Origin of the sequence: Amycolatopsis sp. NPDC049691, from assembly GCF_040675005.1 — a bacterium.
GTDB lineage: Bacteria > Actinomycetota > Actinomycetes > Mycobacteriales > Pseudonocardiaceae > Amycolatopsis.
On sequence record NZ_JBFANX010000010.1, the window covers coordinates 152,821 to 167,899 of the forward strand.

The 15,079-nt window shown below is 72.9% G+C and carries 13 protein-coding genes; 7 read left to right on the forward strand and 6 right to left on the reverse strand.

The genetic code is table 11. The features are described from left to right. The first annotated feature begins 9 nt into the window (after window positions 1–9). The 3 genes from AB0J40_RS23790 to AB0J40_RS23800 all read left to right on the forward strand — a co-directional run bounded on the left by AB0J40_RS23790 (window position 10) and on the right by AB0J40_RS23800 (window position 4,567). The gene (locus AB0J40_RS23790) at window positions 10–984 is read left to right on the forward strand and encodes a LacI family DNA-binding transcriptional regulator (protein ID WP_364456567.1); all 975 of its coding nucleotides are present in this window, start codon (window positions 10–12) and stop codon (window positions 982–984) included. Window positions 985–1,064: 80 nt separating this feature from the next. After that, window positions 1,065–3,911, forward strand: a complete 2,847-nt coding sequence (locus AB0J40_RS23795; protein ID WP_364456569.1) for a glycoside hydrolase family 2 TIM barrel-domain containing protein — start codon at window positions 1,065–1,067, stop codon at window positions 3,909–3,911. A gap of 62 nt (window positions 3,912–3,973) precedes the next feature. Beyond that, window positions 3,974–4,567, forward strand: coding sequence for a hypothetical protein (locus AB0J40_RS23800; protein ID WP_364456571.1), 594 nt, complete (start codon window positions 3,974–3,976; stop codon window positions 4,565–4,567). 19 nt (window positions 4,568–4,586) lie between these two features. On the opposite strand, the gene AB0J40_RS23805 is transcribed toward AB0J40_RS23800, so the two are convergent. Beyond that, window positions 4,587–5,282, reverse strand: coding sequence for a TetR family transcriptional regulator (locus tag AB0J40_RS23805; protein ID WP_364456573.1), 696 nt, complete (start codon window positions 5,280–5,282; stop codon window positions 4,587–4,589). A gap of 88 nt (window positions 5,283–5,370) precedes the next feature. Here AB0J40_RS23805 and AB0J40_RS23810 point away from each other — a divergent pair, with 88 nt between their 5' ends. Continuing rightward, complete coding sequence (locus AB0J40_RS23810) at window positions 5,371–6,507, forward strand: FAD-dependent monooxygenase (RefSeq protein ID WP_364456575.1); 1,137 nt, start codon at window positions 5,371–5,373, stop codon at window positions 6,505–6,507. A gap of 41 nt (window positions 6,508–6,548) precedes the next feature. Here the strand turns inward: AB0J40_RS23810 and AB0J40_RS23815 are convergent, their stop codons facing one another. Next, window positions 6,549–7,226, reverse strand: a complete 678-nt coding sequence (locus AB0J40_RS23815) for an NUDIX domain-containing protein (protein ID WP_364456577.1) — start codon at window positions 7,224–7,226, stop codon at window positions 6,549–6,551. Window positions 7,227–7,309: 83 nt separating this feature from the next. Between AB0J40_RS23815 and AB0J40_RS23820 the strand changes: the two genes are divergently transcribed. Then, window positions 7,310–8,311: an SPFH domain-containing protein gene (locus AB0J40_RS23820; protein WP_364456579.1), complete on the forward strand. Its 1,002-nt coding sequence runs from the start codon at window positions 7,310–7,312 to the stop codon at window positions 8,309–8,311. Further along, window positions 8,308–9,177, forward strand: a complete 870-nt coding sequence (locus AB0J40_RS23825; RefSeq protein ID WP_364456581.1) for a hypothetical protein — start codon at window positions 8,308–8,310, stop codon at window positions 9,175–9,177. Before AB0J40_RS23820 ends, AB0J40_RS23825 begins: the two co-directional genes overlap by 4 nt. 44 nt (window positions 9,178–9,221) lie before the next feature. Here the strand turns inward: AB0J40_RS23825 and AB0J40_RS23830 are convergent, their stop codons facing one another. Both AB0J40_RS23830 and AB0J40_RS23835 read right to left on the reverse strand, forming a co-directional pair. Next, window positions 9,222–11,444: a glycoside hydrolase family 15 protein gene (locus AB0J40_RS23830; protein WP_364456583.1), complete on the reverse strand. Its 2,223-nt coding sequence runs from the start codon at window positions 11,442–11,444 to the stop codon at window positions 9,222–9,224. Between the two features lie 399 nt (window positions 11,445–11,843). Then, complete coding sequence (locus AB0J40_RS23835) at window positions 11,844–12,539, reverse strand: TetR/AcrR family transcriptional regulator (protein ID WP_364456584.1); 696 nt, start codon at window positions 12,537–12,539, stop codon at window positions 11,844–11,846. Between the two features lie 87 nt (window positions 12,540–12,626). On the opposite strand from AB0J40_RS23835, the gene AB0J40_RS23840 reads away from it, so the two are divergent. After that, window positions 12,627–13,622 (forward strand): aldo/keto reductase, encoded by a 996-nt coding sequence (locus tag AB0J40_RS23840; RefSeq protein WP_364456586.1) that lies wholly within the window; start codon window positions 12,627–12,629, stop codon window positions 13,620–13,622. On the opposite strand, the gene AB0J40_RS23845 is transcribed toward AB0J40_RS23840, so the two are convergent. Together AB0J40_RS23845 and AB0J40_RS23850 are read right to left on the reverse strand one after the other, a co-directional pair. Next, on the reverse strand, window positions 13,601–14,695 hold the full coding sequence (locus AB0J40_RS23845; protein ID WP_364456588.1) for a glycerate kinase: 1,095 nt from the start codon (window positions 14,693–14,695) through the stop codon (window positions 13,601–13,603). The two genes, AB0J40_RS23840 and AB0J40_RS23845, sit on opposite strands and share 22 nt — an antisense overlap. After that, on the reverse strand, window positions 14,692–15,069 hold the full coding sequence (locus AB0J40_RS23850) for a gamma-glutamylcyclotransferase (RefSeq protein WP_364456590.1): 378 nt from the start codon (window positions 15,067–15,069) through the stop codon (window positions 14,692–14,694). The genes AB0J40_RS23845 and AB0J40_RS23850 overlap by 4 nt, the downstream gene beginning before the upstream one ends. Window positions 15,070–15,079: the final 10 nt, after the last annotated feature.

Sequence of the window (15,079 nt, forward strand, 5' to 3'; positions counted from 1 at the left end):
CCCCGTCGGGTGACGATCCACGACGTCGCCCGCTCGGCCGGGGTCTCTCGGCAGACCGTGTCGCGCGCGCTGAACGACAAGGCCGAGATCGACGGCTCGACCAAGCAGCGCGTCCTCGACGCCGCCCGCGAGCTGGGGTACCGGCCGAGCCGGTTCGCCCGCGGCCTGGTCCGGCCGGACACCACCACCATCGGCCTGGTCGTGCCCGACCTGCTCAACCCCTTCTTCACCGAAGTCGCCTCCGGGGCGCTGGCGGCCGCCCGGGCGCGCGGCTGGCACGTCGTCGTCTACGACACCGCCGGCGACGACGAGCAGGAGCTGGCCACGCTCCGGGTCATCGGCACCCAGGTCGACGCCGTCGTCGGCTACTTCAGCCGGTCCGAGGAGGACCTCGACCGGTTCACCCCCGGGATCCCGGTGGTGCTGGTCGGCCGCGAGCCGCGCCTGCCGCGGTTCAGCGGCATCTCGATCGACGGCGAGGACGGCGTCCGCGAGGCCGTCGCCCACTTCGCCGGGCGCGGGCACCGGCGGATCGGGATGCTCGACGACGACCGGCCCGAGCCCAGCGTCCGCCAGCTCTGGTTCCGCCGGGCCGCCGCCGAGCACGGCATCGCCCTCGCGCCCGGGTGGATCGCGCGCGCCGCCCAGACCGTCGACGGCGGGGGCGCGGCCCTCGCGAGCCTGCTCGCCGCCCACCCCGACGTCACCGCGGTGTTCGCCTTCAACGACGTGATCGCCATCGGTGCCCTGCGGGAGGCCCGCCGGTTCGGCCTGCGCGTCCCGGACGACCTCGCGGTGATCGGCTTCGACGGGCTCGCCCTCGGCACCCTCGTCGACCCGGAGCTCTCCAGCGTCGCCATCGACACCCGCGCGCTCGGCGCGCTGGCCGTCGAGCAGGCGGCGCGGCTCGTGACCGGTGCCGCGCCCCTCGAACCCGGCGAGCTGGTCGTCCGCGCCGGGCTCCACCTGCGGGAATCCGCCTGATCCCTTGACACGCCGGGCGGGCGGTCCGCAGACTGCGGCTACTCCCGTGAACGTTCACGGGAACGCTCACGGGAGGTGGCATGGCGTACGTCGACGACCCGGGCCCCGGCTACGGCTCGGTGGCCCCGCGCGCGGCCTTCGGCTCCGACGCGCCGGCGCTGTCGTTGACCGGCGCCTGGCGGTTCCGCCTGTCGCCGAGCCTCGCCGCCGCTCCCCCGGACGTCGCCGATCCCGGGTTCGACGACTCCGCGTGGGACGAGCTGCCGGTGCCGTCGCTGTGGCAGCTGCACGGGCACGGCAAGCCCGCCTACACGAACGTGCACTACCCGTTCCCGGTCGACCCGCCGCACGTGCCGTCGGAGAACCCGACCGGTGACCACCGGCTGCGGTTCGACCTGCCCGCCGGCTGGCCTCCCGGGTCGTCTCTGCTGCGCTTCGACGGGATCGACTCGTGCGGCCGCATCTGGCTCAACGGCACCGAACTCGGCGTCACGAAGGGCAGCCGGCTGCCGGCGGAGTTCGAGGTCGGCGCGCTGCTGCGGCCGCGGGACAACGTCCTGGTGGTGCGCGTGCACCAGTGGTCGGCCGGCAGCTACCTCGAAGACCAGGACATGTGGTGGCTGTCCGGGATCTTCCGCGCGGTGACGCTGCTCGCCCGGCCGGCGGGCGGCATCGGCGACTACCGGGTCCACGCGGACTACGACCACACGACCGGGCTGGGCACGGTCCGGGTGGACACCGGCCCGGACGTCGTGCTGGACATCCCGGCGCTCGGCGTCGCCGGGCACCCGGCCGGGGAGCCCCTCGAACTGCCCGTCCAGCCGTGGAGCGCCGAGACACCGCGGCTCTACGAGGGCGCGTTGTCCACGGTGGCCGAACGCGTGCCGGTGCGGATCGGGTTCCGGACCGTGACGATCGAAGACGGGCAGCTCAAGGTCAACGGGCGGCGCATCCTGCTGCGCGGGGTGAACCGGCACGAGCACGACCCGCGGACCGGGCGGGTCGTGTCGCGGGAGACCGCGCTGGCCGACGTCCTGCTCATGAAGCGCCACCACGTCAACGCCGTCCGGACCAGCCACTACCCGCCTGATCCCGCGTTCCTCGAGCTGTGCGACGAGTACGGCCTGTGGGTGATCGACGAGTGCGACCTGGAGACCCACGGATTCGGGCCGCTCGGGTGGGACCGGAACCCGAGCGCCGAGCCGATGTGGACGGACGCCTGCCTCGACCGGGTGCGCCGCACGGTGGAGCGGGACAAGAACCGGCCCAGCGTGATCCTCTGGTCCCTGGGCAACGAGAGTCACACCGGTGACAACCTGGCGCGGATGGCGGAGTGGGTGCACGAGCGCGACCCGAGCCGGCCGGTGCACTACGAAGGCGACCACGAGTGCGCCTATGTGGACGTCCACAGCCGCATGTACGCCACACCGTCCGAAGTGGAGCGGATCGGGCGCCGCGAGGACGACAACGAGCGTCGCCGCGATCTGCCGTTCATCCTGTGCGAGTACGCGCACGCGATGGGCAACGGGCCGGGCGGGCTGCTCGAGTACCGCGAGCTGTTCGAGCGGTACCCGAACTGCCAGGGCGGCTTCGTGTGGGAGTGGATCGACCACGGCCTGGCGGCACCGGGACACTTCGCCTACGGCGGCGACTTCGGCGAGCCGATCCACGACGGCAACTTCGTCATCGACGGCCTGCTCTTCCCGGACCGGACGCCGTCGCCGGGGCTGACGGAGTTCGCGAAGATCATCGAGCCGGTCCGGATCGACGCCGACGCGTCCGGCATCCGCGTCTCGAACCACTACGACTTCGTCGACACCGGGCACCTGACGTTCGCCTGGGTGCTCGAGGACGAGGGAATCGCCGTCGGCCAAGGCATTATCGACGTCCCGATCGTCCACTCCGGACACAGCGTTTCGGTGCCGCTGCCGCCGTTGCCGCCGACCCGCGGCGAGTCGTGGCTGACCGTCACGGCGTCTTTGACGGCCGAAACGGCGTGGGCTCCCGCCGGCCATGTCGTCGGCTGGGGCCAGCTGCCGGTTTCGCCGGCTCCCGCCCGGCCGGTGCCGCCGGCGCGGGGTCCGGTGTTCCGCACGTCCGGACGGCTCGTCCTCGGCGCGGGCGAGTTCGACGCGGCGACGGGCACGCTGACGACGCTCGACGGGCATCCGCTGCGAGGGCCCCGGCTGGACGTCTGGCGCGCCACGACGGACAACGACCGGGGCTCGTCGCCGGGGCCGTCCGAAGCGTCGCAGTGGCGGGCGGCGGGGCTGCACCGGATGCAGCACCGGGTGATCGCGGTGGACGCCGACGGCGACGAGCTGGTGGTGCACACCCGGGTCGCCCCGCCCGCGCAGCCGTTCGGCCTGTTCACCGACTACACGTGGACGGCGTTCGACGGCGGCCTGCGGCTGCGCGTGGACGTCACCCCCGACGGCGAGTTCCCCGGCACCCTCCCCCGGCTCGGCCTGACGATGGCGGTGCCGGGCACGTTCGGCTCGGCCGAGTGGTTCGGCGGCGGCCCCGGCGAGGCGTACCCGGACAGCAGACAGGCGGTGCGGATCGGGCGGTTCTCCAGCAGCGTCGACGGCCTGCAGACGCCCTACGTCTTCCCCCAGGAGAACGGCCACCGGACGGACGTGCGCTGGGCCCGGCTGACCACCCCCGACGGGACGGGCCTCCGCATCGACGGCGACCCGGTGTTCGGCTTCACGGCTCGCCGCTGGACGGCGGCGGCCCTGGAGGCGGCGCGGCACACCGACGAGCTGGAGTCGGGCTCCCTGGTGTACCTGACGCTGGACGCGGCCCAGCACGGCCTCGGCACGGCCGCCTGCGGGCCCGGCGTGCTGCCGGCGTACCGGCTGGTGCCGCAGAAGACGTCGTTCACCCTGTCCTTCCGGCCCGTGGCGGGTGGTGTCGCAAATTGAGACCCCGGGACGCTCCCGGATGCGGTGTCGTGGAGGTCCGACCGCCGACAGGAGCGTCCCGGATGACCCGTTCCACGACGACCCCCACGAGCGCCCGGCAGCTCACCACGCCCGGTGCGCTGGGCCTGGCCGATCTCGTCGCGCTCTTCGACGATCTGCAGTTCACCCTCGAATGCTGCGAACGGCTGGTGGCCGAGCTGGGCCGCCCGCGGGTCGACGCGGTGCTCGTCGAGGCGCTGTGGGTGTCGGCGCTCAACTCCTACGCCCGCTGCTTCCGCACCGGTGACCGCGGCCTGCACCTGACGGTCGACGACGTCACGGCCACCGGCGTTCCGGGCGAAGTCGCCGAGTGGCACGCGCTGCTGGGCCGGATCCGCGACTTCTCGATCGACGGTCCGGTCAACCCGCGCGAGGCCTACGCGGTGGGCGTCGCCCAATCCCCGACGGGAGAAGCCTCGGGCGTGGTCATCACGTCGTCCGCGCGGCCGCTGGTGGACGACGTCACGGTGAAGCAGACCGGCCGGCTGGCCTTCGAGCTGAGCCGGCTGGTGGACGAGCGGATCAAGGACCACCAGCAGAAAGTCTTCGCGGCGGCGTCGAAGCTGACACCCGCCCAGCTTGCGCAATTGCCGTCGATCGAGGTCACGTCTCAATAAGTCTCATTAATGCGTCTCATTATTCCGCGCCCGGCAGGTGCCGGTAGATCGTGGCGCGGGAGACGCCGAGCGCCGTCGCGATGTCGGCCGGCGCGTGTCCCGCGTCGTAGAGCCGGCGGGCCGCCTCGATCGTCTCCGGGCTCATCACCGGCGGCCTGCCGCGGCGGCCGCGGGGCCTGGCCTCCGGTTCGGCGAGCGCGTACAGCCGGTCGACGCCGTCGAGGACGGCCGCGCGCAGTTCGTCCGCCGGCGCGTCGGCGAACAGCACCACCGGGTCGCTGAGCATCGCGATCGCCTGCGCCGCGCGGACCCGGCCGGGCAGGTCCGCGTCCGGGCCCGCCACCAGGTGGTTCGCCGTGAGCATGCCGTCGCGGAAGCGGTCGAACACCGCCTTCGACGCGGTGAGCCCGAGGTCGCGCAGGTTCATCCGGAGCAGGTAGCGGTGGCTCAGCCACACGTCGAGCAGTCCTTCGATCGCCGCGGCGCGCGGGTCGGCGGCGTCCGCGGCCTTCGTCATGGCCGCTTCGAGGTCGGCCAGCAGGGGCTCGGCCAGCGCCGTCACGATGTCCGCCTTGCCGGGGAAGTGGTACAGCACCGCGGTTTTCGTGACGCCGACGCGTTCGGCCAGTTCCCGGACCGACACCGCGTGGAAGCCGCGCTCGGAGAACTCCTCGAGCGCGGCGCGCAGGATCCGGGCGCGGGTGTCGTCGGTCATCGCCCGAGCCTAGCCGGTTGCCTGACCGGTGGACAGGAGCGTACGGTCGGGACTGACCGATGGTCAGTACTTCGATGGGGGTTTCACCATGACCGAGCAGACCGTGCTGATCTCCGGCGCGGGCGTCGCCGGGCCGACGCTGGCGTACTGGCTGGCGCGCGCGGGTTTCCGGCCGACCGTCGTCGAGCGCGCCGCCGGGCTGCGCTCGAGCGGGAGCCCGGTCGACGTCCGCGGGCCGCCCTCGCGCGTCGCCGACCGGATGGGCATCACCGCCGAATTGCGCGCGGCGAGCACCGCCGTGACGTCGCTGAAGTTCGTCGACGACGCCGGGCGCCGGACCGGCCGCGTCGCGATGAGCGGCGGCAGCGGCATCGAGCTGCCGCGCACCGACCTCGCCGCGATCCTGTACGAAGCCGCGCGGGAGGACGCGGAGTTCGTCTTCCACGACTCGATCACCGAGCTGGACCAGGACGCCGGCGGCGTCGACGTCACGTTCGAGCGGGGCGCTCCCCGGCGCTTCGACCTGGTGCTCGGCGCCGACGGCCTGCACTCGGGCGTGCGGCGGCTGGCGTTCGGGCCGGAGCACGCGTTCGTCGAGCACATGGGCGTCTACGTCGCGACGCTGCCGCTGGCCGAGCCGCCCGCCGACCGCACCGAGCTGGTGATGTACAACTCGCCCGGCCGGGCGGTGGCGGTGCACCCGTCGCGCGGCCGCGCGATCGCCGCGTTCCTGTTCCGCGGCGCGGCGGTCCCGGGGTTCGACCACCGGGACGTGGTACTGCACAAGCGGATGCTCGCCGAGGCGTACGAGGGCGCCGGCTGGCGCGTGCCGGAGCTGCTGGAGCGCGTGCGCGAGGCCGGCGACCTGTACCTGGATTCGGTGAGCCGGGTGACGATGGCCGGCTGGTCGTCCGGACGGATCGCGCTGGCCGGCGACGCGGCGTCGTGCGTGTCCCTGTTCGGCGACGGCTCGACGTTGGCGATGGCCGGCGCGTACACCCTGGCGGCGGAGCTGGGCCGGACCCCGGGCAACCCGGCCGCGGCGTTCCGCCGGTACGAGGCGGCGCACCGGAAGCTGGTGGAACCCAAGCAGCGCACCGTGTCCACGGCGGCGGCCCTGCTCATCCCGGCCACCCGCGGCGGCCTGGCGATCCGCAACTTCGGCACGCGCCTGCTGCCCCTGGTCACCGCCGCCCGGCGGCTGACCCCCACCCGCGCCGCTTGACCACCAGCCGCAGGACGACCATCCCGCCCCCGGCAGACTGCTCACGCGCGCAGCATCGGCGGGTACAGCAGTTCCGCCTTCCCGCGCCGGTACAGCTGCGCGGGCCGCCCGCCGTCGCGGGTGGTCGTGCGACCGGTCGGCTCCAGCAGGCCTTCGGCGCCGGTCACCTTGCGGTGGAAGTTGCGCGGGTCCAGCCGCGTGTCCCAGACCAGCTCGTACACCCGCCGCAGCTCCGCGACCGTGAACTCCGGCGCGCAGAACGCCGTGGCCAGCGGTGAGTACTCGAGTTTCGCGCGGGCGCGCTCCACCCCGTCGGCGAGGATCCGGTCGTGGTCGAACGCCAGGTGTTCGCGGGCCAGTGACCGCACCGGCGCCCAGCGCGCCTCCGCCGCGTCGGTGCCCGCGCTCGGCGTCGGCAGGTCCGGGGCCAGCGCCAGGTAGGCGACGGTGACCACGCGCATCCGCGGATCCCGGTCCGGCGCGCCGTAGCCGGCGAGCTGTTCGATGTGGACGGTCCCCGGCGCCAGCCCGGTCTCCTCGGCCAGCTCGCGGCGCGCCGCGTCCGAGAGGTCCTCGTCTTCGCGGACGAACCCGCCGGGCAGCGCCCACTCCCCGAGGTACGGCTCGACTCCCCGGCGCACGACGAGGGCGCACAGCTCGTCCCCGGTCAGGGTGAGCACGACGAGGTCGACGGTGACGGCGAACGGCGGGTGGCCCATACCACCACCCTACCCGCTAATCGTCAGCTTGACGATTAGCGGTCCGTCCGCATATCGTCACCCCGACGATAAGAGGAGGGCTCATGGCCGACATCGACCGCCGCTTCGGGTTCCGCCACCTGCGCGGCGCACCCACCGTGCACATCCGCCACTACCGCCGCGGCAAGCTCGCGCACGACGGCGTCGGGCTGTCGTTCTGGTACCGGCCGCTGACGGCGGTCGTCTCGGAGGTCCCGGTCGACGACCGCGAGCTGCCGCTGCTGTTCCACGCCCGCACGGCCGACTTCCAGGACGTCACCGTCCAGCTGGCGCTGACCTTCCGGATCGAGGACCCGGCGCTGGCCGCGCAGCGCATCGACTTCTCCATCGACCCGGACACCGGGCGCTGGCGAAGCGATCCCCTCGCCCAGATCAGCGGGCTGCTCACCGAGAACGTCCAGCAATACGCGGTCGAGGTGCTGACCCGCATCGACCTGGCGACGGCGCTGGTCGACGGCGTGAGCGCGGTCCGCGACCGGATCCGCGCCGGGCTCGCCGAGGAGGACACCCGGCTCGCGCAGACCGGCTCGGCCGTCGTCGACGTCCGCGTCGTCGCGATCCGGGCCGAGCCGGAAGTCGAGAAGGCGTTGCAGACGACCGCGCGGGAGAAGGTCCAGCAGGAGGCCGACCGGGCGACCTACGAACGCCGGGCGCTCGCCGTCGAACGCGAACGCGCGATCAGCGAAAACGAGCTGCAGAACCAGATCGAGCTGGCTCGCCGCGAGGAACAGCTGCTGACCCAGCGCGGGGCGAACGCCCGCCGGCAAGCCGAAGAGGCCGCGGCCGCGAGCCGGATCGAGACCGAAGCGCAGGCCTCGCGCAAGGAACGCCTGACGCTCGTGGAAGCCGAAGGCAAGCGCGCGCTCGGCGAGGCGGAAGCGGCCGGGGAAGCCGCCCGGCTGGCCGCGTACCGCGACCTGCCCGAGGGCGTCCTGACCGGTCTGGCGCTGAAGGAACTGGCGGGGAACCTGCCGCAGATCGACAGCCTGACGGTCACCCCGGACCTGCTCGCGCCGCTGCTGACGAAGCTGGGCGTGCGGTCGTGAGCCTCGCCCCGCGCGTCGTGCTGGTGCACCGGCGCACCGAGCTGGCCGAGCTGCTCGCCCGGCACGGCACGCGCGGCCAGGCCGAGTTCTTCCTGCGCACGCGCGGGCGGGACCTGGCCGAGGTGACCGAGGCGGACGCCGCCGTGCGGGCGGCGCTCGCCGCGGCATCGGCGGCGATCCCGCTCGACTGGCGCCGCGGCGACGTCGAACGGGCGGACCTCGACCGGTTCCTGTTCACCCCCGAGGACGTCGTCGTGGTGGTCGGCCAGGACGGGCTCGTCGCCAACGTCGCCAAGTACCTCGACGGGCAGCCGGTGGTCGGGATCGCCCCGGGCGCGCCCGGGGTCCTCGTGCGGCACCCGCCGGCGGCGGTCGCGGACCTGGTGCGGTCCACCGGCGACGTCGAGCACCGGACGATGGCCCAGCTCACCGCGGACGACGGCCAGCAGCTGCTCGCGCTCAACGAGATCTACCTGGGGCACGCCGGGCACCAGACGGCCCGCTACCGGCTGGGGGTCGGTGGCGGGCCGGCGGAACGCCAGGCGTCGTCGGGGATCCTCGTCGGGACGGGCACCGGTGCCACCGGCTGGTGCGGGTCGGTGTGGCGTGAACGCGGCAGCGCGCTGCGCCTGCCCGCGCCCGGTGAGGCCCGGCTGGTCTGGTTCGTGCGCGAGGCCTGGCCGTCGCCGACGACCGGAACCTCGTGCACCGAAGGGGAACTGACGCGGGCGCCGCTGACGGTCGAGGTCGAGTCCGACCGCCTGGTGGCGTTCGGCGACGGCCTCGAGACCGACGCGGTCGCCCTCACCCGCGGCCAGACGGCGACGTTCGTCCCGGCGGCGAAGACCGTCCGCCTGGTGAAGTGATCCCGGCCCGGCACACCGAGGGGGCGTGCCGGGCCGGGATCGCGTCAGGTGCCGTAGCGGGACTTGACGATCGACGGCGTGTCGAGGTTGCGGCCCGCGTCCATGTTCTGCGCGAGCCGCAGGTACTGGCCCTCGGCCCACATCAGCGGACCGGCGCTGCCCGTCGGGCGGCCCAGGCCGAAGCAGCCGACGTCGGCGCGGTCCCACACCTGCTCGGGCACGAAGTACCCGTCGTTGGCCGAGTCCGCCATGGACTTCAGGTAGACCGCGGCCGAGCGGCCGTTGGCCAGTTCGTACTGCCCCCGCTCCCCCGACAGCACCGGCCACAGCCGGCCGAACCGCTGGCTGCCGTTCGCCGGCCAGCCACTGCAGTTGCCGGTGCTCTCGCCGTAGTTGTCGTGCGGGTAGCGGTGGAAGTAGACGTCGCCGTTGGGCAGCGTCACCTGCACCTGCGAGTTGCCGTCGGACGCGGCGGCGGTGGGTGCGACCGAGTTCGCGATCGTCGCGTCGCCCGCCGGGCGGATGCCGAGCCGCACGAGGTCGAGGAACCCGAAGTCGGTGACGTCGTGCTCGTAGAAGCAGCCTTCGTCGAAGCAGATCGTCGCGCCGTCGTTGGGGTTGCCGGCGCGGTCGAGGCGTTCGTAGTAGGTGTGGCCGCCCCAGTAGCCGGACGTCGTGACGGTCCAGCCGGCCAGGGAGGTGCGCCAGGAGTCCGCTGTGGACTCCCACGACGTCGCGCTCGCGGTGTCCCCGTTGGCCCGCGCGAGCGCGCCCGCCGCGATCAGGCCGGCGATCTCGGCGGCCACCGACGACGGCGACTTGCCGTACTGCTCCTCCCACCGCTCCGTGGTGTCCGGTCCGGTCGAGACGATGTGGTTCGCCGTCGTCTTGACCTTGGCGTAGGTCGAGGCGTCGGTGAGCCCGGTCAGCCAGGCGAGCAGGATCGCGTCGGCGTCCTGGTCGAGCTGTTCACAGCAGCCGAGCTGTTGCGCGCTGGCGCCGGCGACCCCGGAAACCGGGCTGTAGCGCGGGAAGGAGCCTGCCGGGTACGTCGTGCCGTCGCCGGCCGTGGGGCTGCCGATCCACTGGGAGTTCCAGAGGAACTGGGCCATCCGCTTGGCCTGCGCGCCGTCGCCGGCGGCGAGGAGACCGGTGGCCTGCTGGTAGAGGTCGCGGCCCCAGACGCGGTGGTAGCCGTCGTTGAGGTGATCGCCGTTCGTGTAGTCGCCCCAGGGGGTGGCCAGGCCCGCGACGCTCGCGCCCGGGTGCTGCTTGTCTTCCGCCGTCTTCAGCGCCATCGCCGCGACGTAGTAGGCGCGACGCCGTTGCGTGTCGCCCGAGACGCTCGCCGGCGCGGGTTTCAGGCCGGCGACATAGGAGTTCCAGCCGCCGCGGTAGGAGCTCGAGACGGCGCTGAACCCGCTGCCGAGCGAGCCGGTCGCGTTCGAGGTGGCCGCCGCAGCCGTGCTGCCGAAGCCGAGCGCGACCGTGAACGTCGTGTCCGTCCCGACCGGGATCTGTCCACACTGGACGACGTTGCCGGTGCCGGAGAGGTTGTCGAACTGGTTGTTCAGGGTCTTGTCGGCGCGCAGGTCGGTCAGGCAGTCGCTGCCCGCGCCGCTGTAGCCGTTGTCGTGCGCGGTGAAGCCGGTCGAGACGCGGAGGGCTTGGACGACCGTGGTGGCCGTGCCGCCGAACAGCGTCTCGGTTCCGCTCGCCAGCAGGCCGCTGCCGTCCCACCACGCGTTGTCGTTCGCTCCGCCGCCGGCCATGGAGGGGTTGGCCAGGAGGTAGAGGCGGTAGGTGCCGCCGTCGAGGGACTGGAAGCGCGTGTTCGTGACGAGCGTGGCCCGGGACGGGTCCGTGACGTAGTCCGTCGTGATCCGGTACTTCCCGCTCTTGGCGGTGTTCGTGACCGTGTACTGCAGGGCCTTCTCGTCCGGCATCGTCACCACGTGGTTCGTGGCGTCGCGTTCGAGGTCCACGAACGTGCTGCCGTCGGTGACGACGTACTGCATGTCCTGCGTGTTCGGGACGTCCGCCCGGGGGTAGAAGACCTCGGAGGTCACGCCGTTCGCCACGGTGAACCAGACCGGGCTGGCGGTGGTCGTCGAGGTGCCCAGGGCGGATTTGTTGCCTGTCGCCCAGGATGCTCCGCCGCCGCAGCAGTCCGTTGCCGTGCCGCTCGCTTGGGCTGTCGCCGGGATTGCCGCGCTGAGCAGGGTTGCTGCTCCCGCGCAGGCCAGGACCGCTTTCCACCTGATCATTGGGGGCCTCCGACGGCGTTGTCGTCTATATGTTGTTGGCCGCAACATATTGGAGTACCGGTGGGTGGCAAGCAATGTCCGATCGGACTTTATCGATCCAGCCCTGGGGTGGATGGGCTAGTGGTCGGTGGCGGGTTGCGTGGTCTTCGCGCTCGTTAGCTCTGGGAACGCCGCCACCCCGAACGCCGCCACCCCGAACGCCGCCACCCCGAACGCCGCCACCCCGAACGCCGATTGTGACTACGGCCGGCAACACCGCGTCAAGGCGGGAAAGCGTGCCTTGACCCGGCGCTGCCGGCCGTGTTCTGGCTTCGGATCGGGGTTGCGGGGAGCCCTGGGTCCCAAGAGGGCCGGGTTTTGCCCGGGGCCGCCGGTTCCCTGGCGGCTGGCCCCCTGCTTTTACGCGTTGGCGATGCGGTCCAGCCACTCCGCCATCAGTACCCGCTCTGCCTCGGTCAGCGCTGTCGTGCCCTCCAGACCCGCCCGCAACGCTATTGCCCGCTCCGGCAGTTCCGAGCCTGCCTGCTCCTCCGTGCCCGTCAGGATTCGGGCCAACACCGTCTCGCGGGCCGTTTGCGACAGCTCCGCGTCGCGGTCCTCCTCCGGTGTTGCGATCAACGACAGGACCACGCCCATCCCCGTTGCGTGGACCAGTCTTGCCGCCCGCTCGACGCTCACCCGCAGCCTGCCCGCCTCCGCCACTCGCTCGACGATGCTTCGCAGCATCGCCTCCGCTTCGCGCGCTGCCGGGGACGTTCGGCCTGGGCGGGCGTCGCCGTACATCAGTACGTAGAACTCCGGGCGGGACAGACCGAACTCGATGTGCAAGTCCCAGCCGCGGCGGAGGTCCTCCACCGCGTCGCCCGTCGAACCCAGTGCTCGCTTGCTCGTCAGGTACTCGTCGAACCCGTACGCCGCCACCGCGTCGAGCAGGCCGTCCTTGTCGCCGAACAGGCGGTACAACGCCGGCGGCTGGACGCCCGCCGCCGCGCTCACCGCGCGCGTCGACAGACCGTCGCGCCCCTCTGCCGCCAGCAGTGCCGCCGCCGCTTCGAGGATGCGCTCGCGCGTGTCCGTCGCCGTCTTCGTTGCCATGGTTCCGATGATAACAAATCCTCAGTAGCACTCGTTCGGTATCGGTGATACGTTGATTCACGTATCAACGGAAACACGGGAGAATCCATGCGCACCCGCACCCTCGGCCGGACCGGTCCGGCCGTCGGCGCCCTCGGCCTCGGGCTGATGGGCATGTCCGACCTGTACGGCCCCGCCGACGACACCGAGTCCGTCGCGACGATCCACGCCGCCCTCGACGCCGGTGTCACCCTGCTCGACACCGGTGACTTCTACGGCATGGGCCACAACGAACTGCTGCTGCGCGACGCCCTCCGCGGCCGCGCTCGCGAGAAGGCCGTGATCAGCGTCAAGTACGGTGCGCTGCGCGGCTCGGACGGTGCCTGGCTCGGCTACGACAGCCGGCCCGAGGCGCTCAAGACCTTCCTCGCCTACAGCCTGCGCCGCCTCGGCACCGACCACGTCGACGTCTACCGCCCCGCGCGGCTCGACCCCGCCGTGCCGATCGAAGACCAGGTCGGCGCCCTGGCCGACCTCGTCCGGGCGGGCTACATCCGCCACATCGGACTGTCCGAAGTGGGCGCGGGCACCCTGCGCCGCGCCGCCTCCGTGCACCCGATCTCGGACCTGCAGATCGAGTATTCGCTGCTCTCCCGCGGGATCGAGGCGGAGATCCTGCCCACCGCCCGCGAGCTCGGCGTCGGCGTCACCGCGTACGGCGTCCTTTCGCGCGGCCTGCTCAGCGGCCATTGGACGCCGTCGCGGGAGCTGGCCGCCGGCGACTTCCGCGGCCACAGCCCGCGGTTCCGGGGCGAGAACCTCGACCGCAACCTCGCCCTGACCGACGCGCTGGCCAAGCTCGCCGCGGGCAAGGGCGTCACGACCGCGCAGCTCGCCATCGCCTGGGTCGCCGCGCAGGGCGACGACATCGTCCCGCTGGTCGGCGCCCGCACCCGGGCGCGCCTGGCCGAGTCCCTCGGCACCGCCGACGTCGAGCTTTCCGACGCCGACCTGGCGGAGATCGAGGCCGCCGTCCCGGCTGGGGCCGCCGCCGGCGGCCGGTACGCCGCCGCCCAGCTCGTTCACCTGGACAGCGAGAAGTAGTCGGTCGCCACGCGACGCGCGAGGCGGCGCAGCAGCGGCGCCGCCTCCGCCATGCAGCGCGCCGGGTCCGGTTCCAGGTCCGTCAGCGCGTACGCGGCCGAGATGCCCGCCTTCGCCAGCTCGGACGCCGACAGCAGACACCGCCCAGAAACGGCGACGCACGGGATCCCCGCGGCCGCCGCCGCCCGCGCCACTCCGGCCGGTGCCTTTCCCGACAGCGTCTGCCGGTCCAGCGATCCCTCCCCGGTGATCACCAACGAAGCCCCGGCCAGCGCGGACTCGAACCCGAGCAGCTCGAGCAACAACGAGATCCCCGGCCGCATCCGCGCCCCCAGCACCGCCATCGCCGCGAACCCCACTCCCCCGGCGGCCCCCGCCCCGGGCCGGTCCGCGAACTCCGGCCCGGCGACCGACGCCCAGTGCCGCAGGGCCGAATCGAGCGTCTCGACGTCCGCCGGTGAGGCGCCTTTTTGCGGCCCATAAACAACTGCGGCCCCGGAAGGCCCGTACAGCGGATTGTCCACATCGCACGCCAGCTCGATGTCCACTCTGGACAGACCGGACACGTCCAACGACGCCAGCCGCGCCAAGGCGGCACCACCGAACGGAAGTTCACGACCCGAGGAGTCCGAGAGCCGGGCCCCCAGCGCGGTCAGCAAGCCCGCACCGCCGTCGGTGCACGCGCTGCCGCCCACGCCCAGCACGATCCGGCGGCACCCGGCGACCACCGCCGCCGCGATGACGTCGCCCGTTCCCACGCTCGTCGCCGTGAGCGGCGCCGGCGCGCCGGGCAACCGGTGCAGGCCGGACGCTTCCGCCAGCTCGACCACCGCCGTGTCCCCGCGAACCGCGTAGGACGCCGTCACGGGCACACCCGTCGGGCCGCGGGCGGGGACCGTCACCCGCTCGTACCCGGCGGCGACGGCGGCGTCGACCGTGCCGTCGCCGCCGTCCGCCACCGGGAGGGTGGCGACCTCGAGCGAGGCGTCGGCGAGGCCCGCAGCCACCGCCGACGCCACCTCGGCCGCGGTCAGCGACCCCTTGAACTTGTCCGGCGCGACCAGGACCTTCACGCGCTCGCCTTGTACGCCCGCCAGTCGCCGATCTCGGTGATGTCCCGCAGGGCGACGTGCGAGGTGTACGGCCGCCGCAGCAGCATCGCGAACGCCGAACTGCCGTCCGCCAGCTCCACCACCCCCAGCTCCAGCTCGTGCGGCTCGGACGGCAGCACCTTGTCCCGCAGGTCGTCCAGCGAGACGTCGTACACCTCACCGGTCACCTCGGCACCGCCGTGCGAAACGGGGTACAGCGCCGGGCATTGCGAACCGACGGCGTAGAAGCGGTACTTCGCCGCCGTCCGGGCGGTGCCGACGAACGGCGAGCCGTCGAGGAGGTGGTGCAGCGGTTCGCCGCGCATGGCGCCGCCGTTGAAGAACATCAGGGCCACGGGAATCTCC

Excerpts from the sequence above, each read along its gene's own strand:
- AB0J40_RS23820 (WP_364456579.1), top strand. The coding sequence starts at position 7,310 with ATGGCCGACATCGACCGCCGCTTCGGGTTCCGCCACCTGCGCGGCGCA.
- AB0J40_RS23805 (WP_364456573.1), bottom strand. The coding sequence starts at position 5,282 with ATGACCGACGACACCCGCGCCCGGATCCTGCGCGCCGCGCTCGAGGAG.
- AB0J40_RS23815 (WP_364456577.1), bottom strand. The coding sequence starts at position 7,226 with ATGGGCCACCCGCCGTTCGCCGTCACCGTCGACCTCGTCGTGCTCACC.
- AB0J40_RS23840 (WP_364456586.1), top strand. The coding sequence starts at position 12,627 with ATGCGCACCCGCACCCTCGGCCGGACCGGTCCGGCCGTCGGCGCCCTC.
- AB0J40_RS23835 (WP_364456584.1), bottom strand. The coding sequence starts at position 12,539 with ATGGCAACGAAGACGGCGACGGACACGCGCGAGCGCATCCTCGAAGCG.
- AB0J40_RS23810 (WP_364456575.1), top strand. The coding sequence starts at position 5,371 with ATGACCGAGCAGACCGTGCTGATCTCCGGCGCGGGCGTCGCCGGGCCG.
- AB0J40_RS23800 (WP_364456571.1), top strand. The coding sequence starts at position 3,974 with ATGACCCGTTCCACGACGACCCCCACGAGCGCCCGGCAGCTCACCACG.
- AB0J40_RS23795 (WP_364456569.1), top strand. The coding sequence starts at position 1,065 with ATGGCGTACGTCGACGACCCGGGCCCCGGCTACGGCTCGGTGGCCCCG.
- AB0J40_RS23830 (WP_364456583.1), bottom strand. The coding sequence starts at position 11,444 with ATGATCAGGTGGAAAGCGGTCCTGGCCTGCGCGGGAGCAGCAACCCTG.